This window comes from Kribbella sp. NPDC026611, from assembly GCF_040638345.1.
GTDB lineage: Bacteria > Actinomycetota > Actinomycetes > Propionibacteriales > Kribbellaceae > Kribbella.
The window spans coordinates 680,068-696,191 of sequence record NZ_JBEZYC010000003.1 but is presented as its reverse complement, the minus strand read 5'-3'; the positions used below and the strand labels follow the sequence as shown (position 1 = coordinate 696,191).

General features: G+C 71.5%; 12 protein-coding genes. 5 read left to right on the top strand and 7 right to left on the bottom strand.

The window, feature by feature from the left end; genetic code table 11:
• The first annotated feature begins 39 nt into the window (after nucleotides 1-39).
• Nucleotides 40-2,349, top strand: coding sequence for a fibronectin type III domain-containing protein (locus AB0E69_RS15225; protein WP_360144779.1), 2,310 nt, complete (start codon nucleotides 40-42; stop codon nucleotides 2,347-2,349).
• Nucleotides 2,350-2,488: 139 nt separating this feature from the next.
• On the opposite strand, the gene AB0E69_RS15220 is transcribed toward AB0E69_RS15225, so the two are convergent.
• From AB0E69_RS15220 to AB0E69_RS15200, 5 genes are all read right to left on the bottom strand, one after another.
• Entirely contained in the window at nucleotides 2,489-4,606 is a 2,118-nt protein-coding gene (locus AB0E69_RS15220) for a DUF3488 and transglutaminase-like domain-containing protein (RefSeq protein ID WP_360144776.1), read from the bottom strand.
• On the bottom strand, nucleotides 4,603-5,739 hold the full coding sequence (locus tag AB0E69_RS15215) for a DUF58 domain-containing protein (protein WP_360144773.1): 1,137 nt from the start codon (nucleotides 5,737-5,739) through the stop codon (nucleotides 4,603-4,605). The genes AB0E69_RS15220 and AB0E69_RS15215 overlap by 4 nt, the downstream gene beginning before the upstream one ends.
• Nucleotide 5,740: 1 nt before the next feature.
• A complete protein-coding gene (locus AB0E69_RS15210) occupies nucleotides 5,741-6,703 on the bottom strand; it encodes a MoxR family ATPase (RefSeq protein WP_360144770.1) in 963 nt (320 codons plus the stop codon).
• An 89-nt stretch (nucleotides 6,704-6,792) separates the two neighbouring features.
• Nucleotides 6,793-8,064 (bottom strand): HAMP domain-containing sensor histidine kinase, encoded by a 1,272-nt coding sequence (locus AB0E69_RS15205; RefSeq protein WP_360144767.1) that lies wholly within the window; start codon nucleotides 8,062-8,064, stop codon nucleotides 6,793-6,795.
• Nucleotides 8,061-8,729 (bottom strand): response regulator transcription factor, encoded by a 669-nt coding sequence (locus AB0E69_RS15200; protein WP_360144764.1) that lies wholly within the window; start codon nucleotides 8,727-8,729, stop codon nucleotides 8,061-8,063. The genes AB0E69_RS15205 and AB0E69_RS15200 overlap by 4 nt, the downstream gene beginning before the upstream one ends.
• Nucleotides 8,730-8,788: 59 nt before the next feature.
• Between AB0E69_RS15200 and AB0E69_RS15195 the strand changes: the two genes are divergently transcribed.
• The 4 genes from AB0E69_RS15195 to AB0E69_RS15180 are packed head-to-tail and all read left to right on the top strand — an operon-like array spanning nucleotide 8,789 to nucleotide 13,921.
• Complete coding sequence (locus AB0E69_RS15195) at nucleotides 8,789-10,393, top strand: AfsR/SARP family transcriptional regulator (protein ID WP_360144761.1); 1,605 nt, start codon at nucleotides 8,789-8,791, stop codon at nucleotides 10,391-10,393.
• On the top strand, nucleotides 10,390-11,652 hold the full coding sequence (locus AB0E69_RS15190) for a type VII secretion protein EccE (protein WP_360144758.1): 1,263 nt from the start codon (nucleotides 10,390-10,392) through the stop codon (nucleotides 11,650-11,652). The genes AB0E69_RS15195 and AB0E69_RS15190 overlap by 4 nt, the downstream gene beginning before the upstream one ends.
• Nucleotides 11,649-12,290 (top strand): helix-turn-helix transcriptional regulator, encoded by a 642-nt coding sequence (locus AB0E69_RS15185; RefSeq protein WP_360144755.1) that lies wholly within the window; start codon nucleotides 11,649-11,651, stop codon nucleotides 12,288-12,290. The genes AB0E69_RS15190 and AB0E69_RS15185 overlap by 4 nt, the downstream gene beginning before the upstream one ends.
• Complete coding sequence (locus tag AB0E69_RS15180; RefSeq protein ID WP_360144752.1) at nucleotides 12,287-13,921, top strand: AAA family ATPase; 1,635 nt, start codon at nucleotides 12,287-12,289, stop codon at nucleotides 13,919-13,921. The genes AB0E69_RS15185 and AB0E69_RS15180 overlap by 4 nt, the downstream gene beginning before the upstream one ends.
• Before the next feature lie 129 nt (nucleotides 13,922-14,050).
• Here the strand turns inward: AB0E69_RS15180 and AB0E69_RS15175 are convergent, their stop codons facing one another.
• Nucleotides 14,051-14,239 carry a hypothetical protein gene (locus AB0E69_RS15175; protein ID WP_360144749.1) on the bottom strand — a complete coding sequence of 63 codons (189 nt, stop codon included), beginning with the start codon at nucleotides 14,237-14,239 and terminating at the stop codon, nucleotides 14,051-14,053.
• A gap of 154 nt (nucleotides 14,240-14,393) precedes the next feature.
• Nucleotides 14,394-16,124 (bottom strand): malto-oligosyltrehalose trehalohydrolase, encoded by a 1,731-nt coding sequence (gene treZ / locus AB0E69_RS15170; protein WP_360144746.1) that lies wholly within the window; start codon nucleotides 16,122-16,124, stop codon nucleotides 14,394-14,396.

Genomic DNA, 16,124 nt, shown 5'->3' with positions numbered 1-16,124 from the left:
CTGGACCGGTTCTGGACCTTGGTCGCCTAGGCTGACGGAGTGAGGCTGAGCACCTTCCGCCCCAGGCGGCTCTCCGGAACGCTCCGCCGCCGTACCCGCTCCGAGGCGGGACTGGCCGCGGTCGTGGCGGGTTGTGTCGCGCTGATGAGCGTCGTGGTGCTGACCGGAGCGGGCTCGCCGAACAACGGGGTGAAGTTCACCCAGTCCGGCCACTGGGTCTACAACAGCATCCTCGGCAAGGTCTTCCACCTCGACGGCGCCACCGGCGACGTGGACTCCGACACCGACGTCAAGACGGCCACACCGGGTGCTCAGGTCGTGCAGACGGACCAGCAGGGCTACGTACTGTCCCGGGGCCGGATCGACCAGTTCGGCAAGTCCGATCTGACCGTGACCGACCCGGTCGAGGCACCGGTAGCCAACGAGCAGCCGGTCGGTCTGGAGGCCGCCGGCGCGGCCTTCGCAGTGTTCCAGCAGGCCGGCCGCGTGGTGCGCTTCGGTGACAAGCACACCGTCGCCGTACCGGGTGGGCAGCTGGGTGACCCGGTGGTGACGCCTGACGGCACGCTGTGGGTGCACCGGGTGGATCAGGGTGACCTGTGCCAGCTGGCGATGTCAGCTGACCAGATGTCGTGTCCTGCCTCGGTTCCGCGGGGCCACAAGGGCGGGCTGAGCGCGGTCGGCAGCAATGCGGTGTTCGTGGACCTCACCGCGGGACAGGTGTACACGCTGACCGGTGACGGTATCGACGACCGCAGCTCGCTCGGCGACGTCGACGTACCGGACACCGCGCTGGTCGCCGGGAACGATGTCGGCGGCAAGCTCGCGATCGTCGACGCGGAGCACAACAAGCTGCACCTGCTGGACATCAGCCACCGGGACAAGCCGGCCGCGCCGGTCACCACGTCGATCCCGAAGGGCCACTACGACAAGGTGGCGTCGTCCGGCGACGGGCTGGCGCTGCTGGACCGCAAGGACGCCAGCCTGATCACGCTGAACCGCGACGGGCGTCAGGTCGGGTCGGAGAAGGTTCCGAGCCAGCCGGCCACCGGCCGCGAGAGGCCTGAGCCGAACCTGTACCGGGGCGACGACTCGCGGGTGTACGTCGAGAACGGGACCGGTGACCGGGTCGTCGTGGTGAACCGTGACGGCAGCGCCGAGGCGGTCGAGGTCGGTACGTCGGAGACCGGCAAGCCGACCGTGGCCCCGACGACCCCGAAGACCCCGGAGAAGTCCACCCCGCCGAAGACCGAAGAGCCCAAGCAGCCGCCCAAGACCCAGCAGCCGACACAGCCGACACAGCCGCCGCGGACGGAGACGCCCAGGCCGCCGCAGCGGACGGAGCAGCCGAAGCGGCCGACGCAGCCGCGGCACACCGAGCGGCCGACCCAGCCGACCCAGCCAACGCAGCCGCCGCGGACCAAGGAGCCCAAGCCGCCAAGGACCACGCAGCCGACCCCGCCGGCCACCGCGAAGCCGACCCGCCCGGGCGCGCCGCTGAGTGTGCAGGCGCGAGCCCTCGACGGCGGCGCGGTGGTGACCTGGAAGGCGGCGGCCGCGCACGGCGCGACGGTCACGTCGTACCAGCTCACCTGGACCGGCGGCGGGAGGCAAACCGTCAGCGGCGGCACCCGATCGGCCACGATCCCGAACCTGTCGACGAAGACGACGTACGCGTTCACGATCAGCGCGGTGAACGCGGTCGGCACCGGCCCCGCGGTCGTCTCGAACACCGTCCGGCTGAACTACGCGCCGGCCGAGTCGCCGCGCGAGCTGCTGGTGAAGACCGACGGCGTCTCCGGCTCGCTGACGCTCGGGTGGATGGCACCGACGTTCGGCGACGGCAGCTTCGTCCGCTACGAGGTGAGCTACTCCCGGACCGGGCCGGCGATCGCGACGTCCAGCACCGAGCAGGCCACGGTCAGCGGGCTGACCGACGGCAAGGCCACCACGTTCTACGTGCGCGCGATCACGAAGGCCGGCGGCCAGGAGATCTCCGGCAAGTACTCGAGCCTGTCCGCCGCGTCCGTCGGCGCGCCGCAGAAGACCAAGCGCGTGGTGGCGTCCCGCGGCGACGGCACGGAGTACGGCGACTGCCGGCATCCCGAGTGCGCGTTCGTCCAGGTCCGGCTCGAGAACCTGCGGCCGAACACGAAGTACACCTTCAAGCCGTTCACGTCGGGGTGGGGCAACTTCAACCCCGGCTACTCGACCACGACCGACAGCACCGGCGCGGTGCTCGTCGCCGACCAGTTCCCGTGCGACGCGGTCGGCCAGCTGACCTGGGTGACGGTCACCGGGCCGGAAGGCACCTACACCTCGAACAAGTTCTTCTGGAAGTCCGGCTAGTCCTTGCGCGGCCCAGCGATCCCTGCAGCAGCTCCTCGAGCTGCTTGCTGTGCGGGTCGTTCTCGCTCGCTGTGGAAGTCGGCGCGCCTGCTTGCGGCCCCGGCACGTCTCGGTCTCCCGACCGGTGCCCGGACGGTTCCTACCGCGTGAACAGCGTTCGCAGCTCGACCGACGCCTGGAAACGGTCCATCAGCGGACGCCCGCGCAGGGCCTTGCGGAGGTCCCGCACACCGCTCCAGGCCTGCTGTTTCACATCAGGTGTGGTCGGTGCACCCGACCACAAGGCGTGGTCGAGCGCTTGTGCGACGCGCGCCAGCCCGCCTGCCGTATCCGGTAGGTCCCGGGCCGCGTGCCTGAGGTCCCGCACGGTCATGCCGGGGGTGACTGGCAAGCCGTACGCGCGCAGCCGGTCCCGCGCCTCGGCCCACGCGCCGACCACCGACGCACTTCCGCCTCGCCGCCTGCGCCGGAGTGCCCGCAGAGCCTTCAGCAGAGGTACGCCGGCCAACCAGAGCAGCAGCAGCCCCGCAGAGACGATGAAGACGGCCACCAGCGGCACGTGCGGCACTGGGAAGTCCGTGCCGGTGTCGCGCGGCTCGGACGGCGGCGGTACGTCGGGATCCTTGATCTTCTCCACCGGCGGGACCGCGGCCCGCGCCTGGTTGGTGATGTCGTCGATCGACCCGGCCACCGCGGTCTTCCCGGTCGCCGCGTCCTGCGCCGGATCGAGCGGCCACCAGCCGGCCCCGTCCACCGCGACCTCCGGCCAGGCGAACGCGTCGGAGTTGTGCACGACGTAGTACCCGTCCGGCCCCGGTGCCGCCGGTGCCCGGAACCCGACCACGAGCCGGGCCGGGATCGCGTTCAGCCGGGCGAGGACGACGTACGCCGCCGCGAACTGCGCGCTCGTCCCCGGCACCCCCGCGACCGACTGGGCGCCGCCGGACCGCCCGCTGACAAGGAACTTCTTCAGCTGCGGCCAGCCGTACCCGGTCGGCAGCGTCGGCCCGACGGCGACCGTGTAGTGCGAGCGCAGGTACTTCTCGAGCGCGATCGCGGTCGCGAACGTCGCCCGCTTGCCCTGCAGCGGATCGATTGACGCGATGTCCGGCGGCACCGGCCCGAGGCTACTGAGCCCGCCGGGTGCGTCGCCGTCGAGCCCCGCGCCGAGCAGGTACGCCGCGTCGACGTCCGGCTTACGCCAGGTCAGGTCGTACCGCGCCGGCCGGCCGGATGCGAGCAGCGTGCCGCCGATCGGCTCGATCTGCGGGTCGGTCACCCCCGAGACCGTTGCTGGCAGCAACTGACTGGGCAGCCACGGGCCGTCCAGTCCGTCCAGCTCGACGGTCGCCCGCTCGTTCGTCGTCGGAACCCGCACGTCGGCGCCGACCACCGCACCCATCCGCAGGAACGGATGGTTGGTCGTCCAGTTCACGCCGTCGAAGTCGTCCAGCGCGACCTGCCGCCAGCGGTCCACCGGCTGTGACGCCCGGTACCGGAAGACCACCTGGTCGCGCTCCCGCGGGCTCAGGCGGCTGGCCAGCTCGTCCAGCGGACTCGCCTGCCGCTCACCCGGCGACGTGGCCGCCTGCACCTTCTGCAACGAGTACGGCGTCCGGCCGGCCGGGGCGATCGCCCCCACGACGAATCCGCACCCGATCGCCACCACGGTCACCGTCGCGGTCGCGACCCATGGCGCGATCCGGCGGTACTCCGGGCTGTCCGGCATCAGCAGCGCCACCAGGACCAACCCCAGCGCCGCCGCGACGAGTACGGCGGACCAGCCGCTCGCCGCGATGTAGAGCTGACTGATCCCGACGACTCCCAGACCGGGGAGCAGTGCGGCCAGCGGCGGTGCCCGGTCGAGCAACTCGACGGCGAGCAGACAGGCCAGGAACGTCAGCAGCGGGACGAAGATCACCAACTCCGGGTCCGGCCGGGCGGGCCAGGTCGACTCCAGCGTCAACCGCCAGGCGCTCAGCCCATGGCCGATCGCCCGCAGCGACGCGAGCGTCGGAAGCCGGGCCACGGTCGTTGCCTCGAGCACCGTTTCGATGATCGCGAGCAGGCCGCCGCCCACCAACAGCAGCAGTCGCCAGCCGATCAGCCAATGCCGGCAGACCTCGGTCACGACGAAGGCGACCAGCACCACTGACCCGACCGGCAGCCAAAGGCTGGCCAGGCCGAACACCGGTCCGAAGCAGAGACCGCCGATGAGGACGGCCGCCAGCACGGCAATCGTCTGCCGGCGGCTCACCGCAGCACCCCTGTCCACTGCTGCAACACCGCACGTGCGGACGTCCCCAGGACCACGTGCGCGCCGAGCACCGGCGCGACGCCCTGTGCCGGCCCAAGGCCGAGCACGGTGACCGAGGAGTACCGGCGGAGCAGCGGCGCGAAGTCGGACGCCGAGCCGCGGACGCCGGTGACGACGACGATCGCACCGCCTGCCGACGTTCCGGTGGTCAAAGCGGCCGGCACCAGGCCGGACCTGTCGTCGCGCTGCTCGGTGATGCACAGTTCGTCGAGGAACATCCGGGACGCGACCGCTCCGCCAGGCGCGGCCAGGTCGGCGCCGGCAGTGGTGACGAGCCGGCAGCGGTGCCCGGCCGTGGACGCGGCGACCAGGATCGACGCGGCCACCTCGGTCGCTTCCTCGAAGGTTGCCGCTGACAACGGTTCGCCGCGGGTGTCGAGCAGGACGGTGAGCCGCGGCTGGTCGGGATCGGCGTAGTCGCGGACCATCAGCTGGCCGGTGCGCGCGGTCGCCTTCCAGTGCAGGTGGCGTACTTCGTCGCCGACGACGTACGGCCGGACATCGCGCAGGTCGGCGGAGCCGCGGAGCGAGTCGTCCGCCGTACGGCCGACGTGGTGGTGGCGTGGGCGGCCGGCGACCACCGTCTTGGTGGGGTGGCGTTTCGGGTGCACCCACAGCGTCGCGACCTCGCCAGTGGCCTTGCTGTTCTTCGCGAGTCCGAGCGGGTCGCGGCGTTCCAGGGTCAGCGGACCGACGACGATCCGGCCACGGTGTGAGGTCGGTAGCTCGTAGCGGTAAGTCGCTTCGCTGCCTGGGCCGAGGCGCCGGATCCGGACCTCCTGGCGCTCGGCACCGGCCGAGTCGTGGGCCGCGAACGCGCCTTGCCAGCGGGGCGCCTCGTTCCGCACCCGCAGGGTGGCGAGCGCAGGCCGGCCGCGCTCCACCCGGTCCGGGGACAGCACGCGCTGGACCACGACCTGCGGCTGGCGGACGGTCAGCGCGGTCGCCGCGATCAGCGCCCCGAGACCGATCCCGGCCAGCGCCCGGAAGACGCCGTACCCGGCGAGCTCACCGATCACGTACGCCGCGACCGAGCCGAGCAGCACCGCGATCCCACGCCCCGTCAGACGCATGTCAGCTCGCGGTGGAACCGGCCGTCGGCGCCGGTACGGCGGCCAGGACCTCGTCCACCACCGACGCCGGTGGCCGTTGGCTGAGCTCCGCGTCCGGCGTGAGCACCAGCCGGTGCGCGAGGACCGGCTGCGCGACCTGCTTGACGTCGTCCGGCGTGGTGAACGCCCGGCCGTCCGTCGCCGCGAACGCCCTTGCCGCGCGGACCAGGGCGATGCTGCCGCGCGGGCTGGCGCCGTACCGGACCGCGGTGTGCTCGCGAGTGGCGGCGGCCAGCTTGACCGCGTACGAGCTGATGGCCGGGTCGACGTGCACCGACCGAACCGCGGCGATCGCGTTGCGCAGCGCGGGGACGTCGATCACCGGGCTGAGCGAGTCTGGGCCGATCCGGCCGGTGTCGCCCAGCACGATCCGCACCTCGGCGTCGTGGTCCGGGTACCCGATCTCGATCCGCATCAGGAACCGGTCGAGCTGCGCCTCGGGCAGCCGGTAGGTGCCCTCCATCTCGATCGGGTTCTGGGTGCCGATGACCAGGAACGGGTCCGGTACGGCGCGGGTGTTCGAGTCGACCGTGACCCGGCGCTCGGCCATCACCTCGAGCAGCGCCGACTGCGTCTTCGGCGTACCGCGGTTGATCTCGTCCGCGACCACCACGTTCGCGAAGATGCCGCCCGGGTGGAACTCGAACGTCTCGTTGCCCTGGTGGTAGACCATCACGCCGGTGATGTCACCGGGCAGCAGGTCGGGCGTGAACTGGATCCGGTTCCAGGTCGCGTCGATGCTGCGCGCGATACACCGGGCCAGCGTGGTCTTGCCCAGGCCGGGCACGTCCTCGATCAGCAGGTGCCCCTCGGCGAACAGCGCGGTCAGCGCCAGCCGGATCACCTCGGGCTTGCCGTGGATCACCTTCGCCAGGTTGTCCGCCACCAGCCGGTACGCAGCACCCGGCGGGATGGTTGCGCTCATGGTTCTCCCCAGGTAGGCGATGGGCTGCAACCAGTGACCATACCGAGCAGAGGTCCAACCGGCGTCCAGAACCGGTCCAGAACGGTCCGCTACTGCACGGTCGGCAGATGGATCTCGAAGATCGCGCCGCCTTCGTCGGCGTTGTAGACCTTCAGCTCACCGCCGTGGGCCAGCACGACCCAACGCACGATCGACAGGCCGAGCCCGGTCGAGCCACCGCCGGTCGTGTACGGGTCGAACAGGTCCGCGCCGACCGCGGGATCGATCCCCGGCCCCTGGTCGGCCACCGTGACCCGCCCGTCGGCGACCGTGACCGTGACCACCGCCTCGTCCGCACCCGGGGCCCGGCCGTGCCGCATGGCGTTGGCCAGCAGGTTGCCGACGGCCCGTTGCAAGAGCGTCGGATCGGCTCGCACCATGCTGGGCGCGGTGACCAGTGAGAACCGGGCACTGTCGGACGGCATGTCCTCGACTACGCCCGCGACCAGCTGGTCGAGCCAGACCGGCTGCATGGCCAGGTGTTCCACACCGGAGGCCAACCGGGCCCGAACCAGTAGGCCGTCGATGATGTCGCCCATCCGGCCCGCCAGCCGGACAGTCCGCGGCAACAGCTCGCCCCGTTGCTCCGGATCACGCGCCGCCGTCTCTGCCAGTGCTCGCAGCGCAGCCACCGGCGTACGCAGGTCGTGCGCGGTCTCGGCCAGCAACGTTTCCTGTTGCTCCAGCGCGGTCATGGCCGGCCGGATCGCCCTCCCGGACAGCCAGTAGCCGACAACCGCGGCGGCGGCGATCAGGGCCGCGCAGACGAGCAGGACCGTGATCGTCAGCCGCTGGTGCCGCTGGTCCTGGTCGTGCGTGTCCTGCCACGCCAGTACGGCGCCGAAGTACCGGCCGTTGGCGTCCTTGAAGGGCTCGACGGCGACGCGGATGTGGTGCCCGTTCTGGGCGGTGCGGTCCGCGAGCAGGGACGCACCGCCCCCGTTGACCGCCTGCGCCGCCAGGTCCGCCAGCACCTTTTGGTCGACCGGTGTGCAGTGGCGGGCGCTCAGGTACGGCTCGAAACCACGTGCAGTGTCCGGCATGACCGCGAAGTCCGGGCAGCCGTTGGCCAGCGGGTCCGTGGTGACCCGGTTGGTGACCAGTGCGCCGCTGTTGTAGTTGAGCAGCCGCAGCACCGGCTGAGTGACGACGTTCAGGTCGTTGTCGATCTGCGCGGTACCGCGCTGGCCGTCCAGGACCAGGATGACCGGGGCGAGAATGATCAGCGCGAGCGTGTTGGTGGCGGTGAACAGCACGGTCAGCCACCACCGCAACCGCCGCAAGCGGTCGGCGGCCGGCCCGCGCATCCCGCGCCTGCTCATCCGGCGCTCGCCGGGCTGATCAGCCGGTACCCCTGGCCGCGGACGGCCTGGATCAGGTCCGGACCGCCGCGCAACCGGCTGCGCAGGCGGGTGATCGTGACGTCGACGACGTTCGACATCGGGCCGTCGCCGTCCCAGCAGTGCTCGATCAGCTCGGACCGGGTGACCAGCTGCTCCGGCCTGGCCATCAGGTACTCCAGCACGCTGAACTCCTTCCCTCGCAGGGTCAGCAGCACGCCGGCCCGGTGGGCGGTTCGGCGGGCGGTATCCAGCTCGACGTCGGCGTAGCGCACGATCGGCGGGCGGATGGTCGGCCCCCGCCGGACCAGGCTGAGCACCCGGACGATGAGCTCCTCGACCGCGAACGGTTTGACCAGGTAGTCGTCGGCGCCGCTCTCGAACCCGTCCAGCCGGTCCGACAGCGTGGCCCTCGCGGTCAGGAACAGTACCGGAACCGCGAACCCGCGCTGTCGAAGCCGCCGGACGTGCTCGATCGAGTCCCCGTCCGGCAGCATCCGGTCGAAGACCACGCAGTCGTAGGAGTTTACGTACAGCGCCTCGTCCGCGGACGCCATGTCCCCCGCCAGGTCGACCGCGAGATTGGCCGATCGGAGCGCGGCCGGTACCGCCACCTGCAGCTCCGCGTCGTCCTCTACCACCAGCACCCGCACAGTCGTCCCCCGGTGTCATCGAGATGTCATCGTCACCCCGGATCGTATGTGTCATGAACGGTCACGCAGCGCGCACACCAGACCGGCCGGCCTTCCGGGTGCTCGGTCCGCTCGAGGTCGACGGCCCCGGCGGCCACCCGCTCGACGTCTGCGGCGGCAAGCCGGCCACGGTGCTCACCCTGCTCCTGCTGCACCGCAACGCCTGGGTCAGCACCGAGCAACTGGTCGAGGCGGTCTGGGCCGGCCGCGACGTCCCGGCATCCGCGCAGAACAACCTCAAGACGTACGTCTGGCAGCTGCGCCGGGCCCTGCCCGAGGACCGGATCGAGAGCCGCCCGGGCGCCTACCGGGTGCGGGTGGCGGCCGGCGAACTGGATGCCGACGTCGCCGCCGACCTGTGCGACCAGGCCCGCGAACTCCTCGGCCGCGGCGAGGCTACCGAGGCCGCCAGCCTGATCCAGCGCGCGCTCGGGCTGTGGCGTGGCACTCCGTACGACGGGTTGACCACGGACGCGGCCTCCGCGGTGGGTCGGCTGACCGAGCTGCACCGGACCCTCCGCGAGGACCTGGCGGACGCCCACCTGCTGTTGAACCGCCCGGCCGAAGCGATCGCCGTACTGCGGGCGCTCACCGAGGAGGAGCCGCTGCGCGAGCTGGCCTGGGCCCGGCTGATGGCGGCGTACCGCCAGGTGGGGCGCCGGCACGACGCGCTGGCGGCGTACCAGCGAGTGCGGACTGCGCTGGTTCGCGACCTGGGAATCGAGCCGGGCGCGGAGCTGACCGCCCTGCACCAGCGGATCCTCAGCGAGGATCCCGGCGCTGGTACTGGCCCTGTCACCGTGACTGGGCCGGTCAGCTCGAACCTGCCGCCGCGCGTCCGCGGTTTCGCCGGCCGCGAGCCCGAGCTGCGCTCGCTGCGCGGCGCCACCGGCGTGGTCACGATCGACGGGATGCCGGGGATCGGCAAGACCGCGTTCGCGCTCGAGGTCGCCGCCGCCTCCGGCTTCGAGACCCAGCGGTACGTCGACCTGGACCGGCCGATCTCGTTGCCGTCGGCAACCGACCTGCTGATCGTGGACAACGTGCGCGGCGCCGGTCAGCTCACGCACCTGCTGCCGAACGATCCGGACGCACTGGTACTGGTGATCAGCCGGCACCGGCTCGCCGGCCTGAACCGCGAGGCGGCGATCACGCTCGGCTTCCTCGCCCCGCACGACGCCGCCCGGCTCACGGACGTCGAGCAGATCCTGAACTGCTGCCACGGGCATCCGGGCGCGATCCGGCACCTGGCCGAGCGGCTGCGCAACCGGCAGCCGTGGACCGCCGCGCGGATGGCAGCCCAGCTGGACGACCCGGCCGCCCGCTGCCACGCGCTGGCGGAACTGCTCGCCCGCTTCGACGCCGCGTACGACGCGTTGCCTGCCCCGGTCCAGCGCTTCTACCGGCTGACCGCGGTGACACCGTGCTTCGATCTTCGCCAGGCTGCGCGCATGGCCGGGACCAGCCGATCCGACGCCGAGCTGATGATCGACCGCCTGCTGGATCTCAACGTGCTAGCCGAGCCCGCACCGGGCCGGTTCGAGCTGCTGCCGATCGCCCGTGACCACGCCGGCCGGCTGCTCGTGGCCGCCGAGCCGAAGGCCGAGCTGGTCGCATGAACCCGACCGGTCCTGCCGCGTACGGCGCCGCACCCGCATACCAGCCGCAGGCGGGGTACGCGGCAGCCGCGGCGACGATGCCGCAGGCGACCGCCGTAGGCACGCCGGCGGCGCAACCACGCCCTCCGGCCACCCGCAGACTCGTCGCGTCGGCCGCGGTGGCGAAACCGCCGGAGCAGCGGCTTCACGTGCACACCGAGCCGCCGGTCACCACGCCGGACGGCGACTCCGTGCAGCGACCGGATCACGCCGTACGCGTCGGACAGATCGTCTGCTGGCAGCTCGCGCTCGTCGCTGTCGGTGCGGCGACCGCCGGCTCGCGGACCGTGCTGGTCCTGACGTCGTTGGCGGGGCTTTCACTCATCCTGCTGACCACGGTTCGGATTCGCGGCCTGTGGCTGTACCGCTGGGCCGCCCTGCTGCTCGTCTTCGTACTGCGCCACCGCAAGCACGACCTGAGCGACGACATCGCGATCCGGCTGGTCAGTACGTTCCACGGCCGGACCACTGCTGACGAGGTGGTCGTGCGGGAGCAGCCGTACGGCGTCCTGAGCCGGCCGGCCGGTGCCAGCGTCGCCCTGCGGCTCGGACCGGACGCACAGCATCGGTTGCTTCCGCAGCTCGCTTCGCTGGCCGACACCATCGAAGAGCAGCCGGTCAGCATCGGCGTACAGCTCGTGCTGCACACCGGAGTGAAGCAGGGTCCGCAGCCGCGAGTCTGGCTCGCAGTAGCAGCCGAGCGGACGCCGGAGATCGCTACCGACGAGCAGCTGCACCAAGTACTGGCCAACACGGTGCGGCGACTGGTCCGGCGGTTCGACCGCGAGCGGGTCGAGAGCACCCCGCTCGACGGGTCCGACGTCCTCTCTTCGATCGGTGCGCTCGCCCACGCCAACGCCGGCCGCGGCCAGATCGCCGAACGCTGGACCAGCTGGTCCTGCGGGCCGGTCCGGCAGCTGACCGTCCGGCTGGCCGGCTCCGCTTCTTTGCCATCAGCAACTACCCGGGCGCTGGTCGGCACCTTGCTCGGTACCGCGACCGGGGCGGCCCAGACCATCGCCGTCACCGTGACCGGTCGCCCCGCGGCGCGTCACGACGTCGTCCTCCGCCTGGCCGCGGCTCACCCGGCCACGCTCGACACCGCCCTTGCTGTCCTCACCACCCTGGCTCGCTCCTTCGGGGTCGAGCCCGAACGCCTCGACGGCCGGCATGCCACCGGCGTCGCCGTCACGCTACCTCTGGGGGTCCCACTGCCATGACCGTCACAGTTCTGAACCGCCCCGTCGGCTTTCACCAGATCCCCGCGCGCGGGGGCCTCGCCGAGCTGCTGGCCTCGGCCGAGAACGAGGTGATCGCGATGAGCAACCTCACCGGCCCCGGCTTCAGCCCCCAGGAGGTGAAGCACGGCGTGCGGTACCGCGCGCTCTTCCCCGACACCGCGCGCACCAACCCGATCAACGGCCGGCACCTCAATGCGCTGTCGACGGCCGGTGCCGCCGTCCGGACCGTCCCGCACGTGCCGGAGAACGTGATCGTCATCGACGGCGCGATCGCGGTGCTGCCCGCGGACGGCGCGACCGGCAGCGTCGCCGTACTGCGGCTGACCAGCGTGGTCGTCACCGCGGTGGAGCTGTTCGAGCGGATCTGGCCGGACGCCGTACCGCTGGCCGGCTGCGGCCTGCCGGACGCGACGGACCTTTCGCTGCGAGAGCAGGAGATGCTGCGGCTGCTCGCCCTCGGCGCCACCGACGAGGTGGCCGCGGCGCAGCTCGACATCTCGGTCCGGACCGTACGGCGAATGGTCGCGCAGATCATGAACCGGCTCGGCGCGCGCAGCAGGTTCCAGGCCGGCGTGAAGGCCGCCGACCGCGGCTGGCTGCTGGAGCGGGCGTCGTGATCACCTCCGCGAGGGTGCTGGTGGTGGCGGACCGGCCGGGCGCCTACCCGACCATCGGCGCGGCCGTTCTGGACGCGCCCGACGGCGCCGCGGTCGAGATCGCCGCCGGGACGTACGCCGAGACGCTCGAACTGACCGGGCGCTCGGTGACGCTGCGGGCCGAGGAGGGCGCGAGCGTGGTCCTGGACGGGTCGGGTGCCGACTGGCCCACCGTCCGCGCGGTCGACGGCGCACTGACGCTGCGCGGGCTGGAGATCAAGGCGCTCGACGGGATCGCCGTGTCGGTGCACCGGACGGCGCTGACGGTCGCCGACTGCACGGTCGTCGGACGGATCCGCCCGGCGATCAGCGTGCACGCGAGCTCGGAGTTCACGATCTCGGGCTGCACGGTCAGCGGCGCCGGGACCGGGATCGTGGTCGAGGGCGCCGGCGGGCAGATCGTCGACACCGTCGTCCGGGAGATCTCCGGTGACGGGATCGTGGTCGCACTCGGAGCGGATCCAGTGATCCGCGGGTGCACGGTCAGCGGCTGCGGCGGCCGGGGTTTGTACATCTACCAGTACAGCCGGCCGGAGGTGGTCGACAGCGAGATCGGCCGGACCGGCACCGAGGGGATCGGGGTCGGTGGCGGCAGTACGCCGCTGATCCGGCGGACCGGCGTTCACGACACCCGGGGCCCGGCGGTCACCTTCGCCGCCGGCTGCGGCGGGACGGTCGAGGCGCTCCGCCCGTCGAACACCGCGGAGCCGGCCATCTCGCTCGCTCCCGGCTGCACGGTCGAGGTGCTGGCCGAGAGTTCGGCCGCCGCCCAGAGCGGGCCGGTCGACGAATTGCTCGCCGACCTGGACGCCATGGTCGGGCTGCCCGGCGTGAAGGCTGAGGTCCGCGCGCTGGTGGACGAGATCCAGGTGAACGAGTGGCGCCGGTCGGCCGGGTTGTCGATCGGCGCGGGCAGTCACCACCTGATCTTCGCGGGCGCCCCGGGGACCGGGAAGACGACCGTCGCCCGGCTGTACGGGAAGCTGCTGAAGGCGCTCGGGGTGCTGCCGGACGGCGGCTTCGTCGAGGTGTCGCGGCGGGACCTGGTCGGGCAGTACATCGGCCACACCGCGGAGAAGACCGCGCAGGTGTTCGAGAAAGCGCTCGGCGGGGTGCTGTTCATCGACGAGGCGTACACGCTGTCACGCGCGGCCGGGAACGGCGACTTCGGTCAGGAGGCGATCGACGCACTGGTGAAGCTGATGGAGGATTACCGGGACGAGATCGCGATCATCGTTGCCGGGTACACCACCGAGATGACCGACTTCCTGGCCGCGAACCCGGGGCTCGCGTCGCGGTTCTCGAAGACGATCGAGTTCGAGAACTACTCGGCAGCCGAGCTGCTGCTGATCACCGACCGGATGGTCGCCGGCGGGGACTACCTGCTGGATCCCGCGGCCGGGGAGCCGCTGACCGCGTACTTCCACCGGATCGCGACCGGGCCGAACTTCGGCAACGCCCGCGAGGCGCGGCGGCTGGTCGAGGGGATGCGGAAGGCACAGTCGCAGCGGCTCCGGACACTCGGCCGGCGGCCGACCTTGGACGAGCTCCGCTCGCTGCTCGCCGACGACGTGATCACCGCCGCGGGCTGAGACGGCCGCGCCGCGAGAACGCGCGCTGACGCGGCCGTGCCGCAGCGGCCGTCGAGTCTGGCGCGCGACGGCCGCTGCGGTGTGCTGACGTGCGGTGACCTGGTCTGGCGGGCCCTGCCACCGGGGGGTTCAGCTGTGGGCGGTTGTGGGCTTCTCGCGGTCGCGGACGGATGCGAGCCGCTCGTGGGGTGGTGTGTGGTCGGTCGCTCGTGGGGCCGGACACACCGGGCCGCGGCGGATGGGTCCACCACCCAGTCTCCGGCTCTTCCACTGCTTGTCTTCGTAGTCGTAGTAGGTGTCGACGCCTCCGACTGTCATCCAGATCGTCCTCCCGTCGTCCCCCGGCTCCCCTGACCCACCCACAGTCCGTCACGACAACCCTGTCAGACAAGCGATTCCGGAAATCACCACGGATCAACACGCTCGAACGCCTGGATCTGTTGAATTCCACGCCTTTGTGCGTTCTTGGTAACTAACGGACCGCGACAAGGGCGACGCTGTGACCCGGCAACCGGACCGCGTCCTCGGCCAGTTCCGCCGTACCGAAGGACATCACGACGTACGTCGGGTTCTGGTCGACTGGGATCTCGAGCGGATCCGTGGACAGGTTGACCACGACGCGCAGGCTGCCGCGGGCGACCACCAGCCAGGCGCCGGCGGGGTCGTAGGAGATGCCTACGGAGTCCAGGTTGTCGTCGCGAAGCTCCGGCATCTTGGCACGGAACGTGAGCAGGTGCCGGTACCAGTTCAGCAGCTCGTGGTGCGGTGCGTCGTCCAGCTCGGACCAGTCCAGGACCGAGCTCCGCCAGCTCTCCGGGTCCTGCGGATCCGGGATCTCCTCCGCGGTCCAGCCGAACTCGGCGAACTCCCGCCGCCGCCCGGTCCGCACGGCCTCGGCCAGCGCGGGCTCGTCGAAGTCCGTGAAGAACCGCCACGGCGTGGACGCGCCCCACTCCTCACCCATGAACAGCATCGGCGTGTACGGCGACGTCAGCACCAGCGCGGCCCCGATCGCCAGCTGCCCGGGCGTGAGATTCGGCCGGTCGCCGAGCGCGCGGTTGCCGATCTGGTCGTGGTTCGACGTGTACGCGAGGTACGAGCCGCCGCGATGCGTCCGTGGGTCGACCGGATGTCCCCAGAGCTTGCCTCGGAACGTCGAGTACGTGCCGTCGTGCAGGAACACCCGGGTCACCGTCTTCGCGAACACCGCGGGGTCGCCGAAGTCCACGTAGTACCCGAACCGCTCGCCGGTCAGCAGCGAGTGCAGCGCGTGGTGGAAGTCGTCGCTCCACTGCGCGGTCATCCCCTGCCCGCCCGCCGACACCGGCTCGACTGTCTTCGGGTCGTTGAGGTCCGACTCGGCCACCAGCCCCAGCGGCCGGCCGACCTCCGCCGCCAGCGCGGCCGTCTCGGTCGACAGCTGCTGCAGGAGATGCACCGGACTGTCGTCGACCAGGGCGTGTACGGCGTCCAGCCGCAGGGCGTCCAGGTGGAAGTCGCGGAACCACCGCAGCGCGTTGTCACAGATCCAGCGCCGTACCTCGGTGCTGCCGGTGTCGTCGAGGTTCACCGCCGGACCCCACGGCGTGGAGTGCTTGTCGGTGAAGTACGGGCCGAACTTGCCGAGGTAGTTGCCGCTCGGACCGAGGTGGTTGTAGACCACGTCGAGACAGACGGCAAGTCCGGCCTCGTGGCACTTGTCGACGAACCGCTGCAGGGCTTCCGGTCCGCCGTACGGGTGGTGAACGGCGTAGAGGTCGACACCGTCGTACCCCCAGCCGTGGACGCCAGGGAACGCGGCCACCGGCATCAGCGAGACCACCTCGATGCCCAGCACGGCCAGGTAGTCCAGGTGCTCGGCCGCTGCGTCCAGCGTGCCTTCGAGCGTGAAGGTGCCGAGGTGCAGCTCGTAGAAGACCGCGCCACGTACGTCCCGGCCGGTCCAGTTGTCGTCGGTCCACTCGAAGCGGTCCGCCTCGAAGACCCGGCTGAAGCCGCTCACACCCTCTGGCTGCCACGGACTGCGCGGATCGGGCAACGGGTCGCTACCGTCGATCGAGTAGGCGTAGTCGGTGCCGTGGTGCGCCTCGATGACCTCCCGGCGCCACCAACCACCGTCGGCGAACCGCATCGGCAGTACGCCGTCTCGCAGCACGAGGTCGACCGACTCGGCGTCGGGTGCCCAGACGGAGAAGGTGTGCAC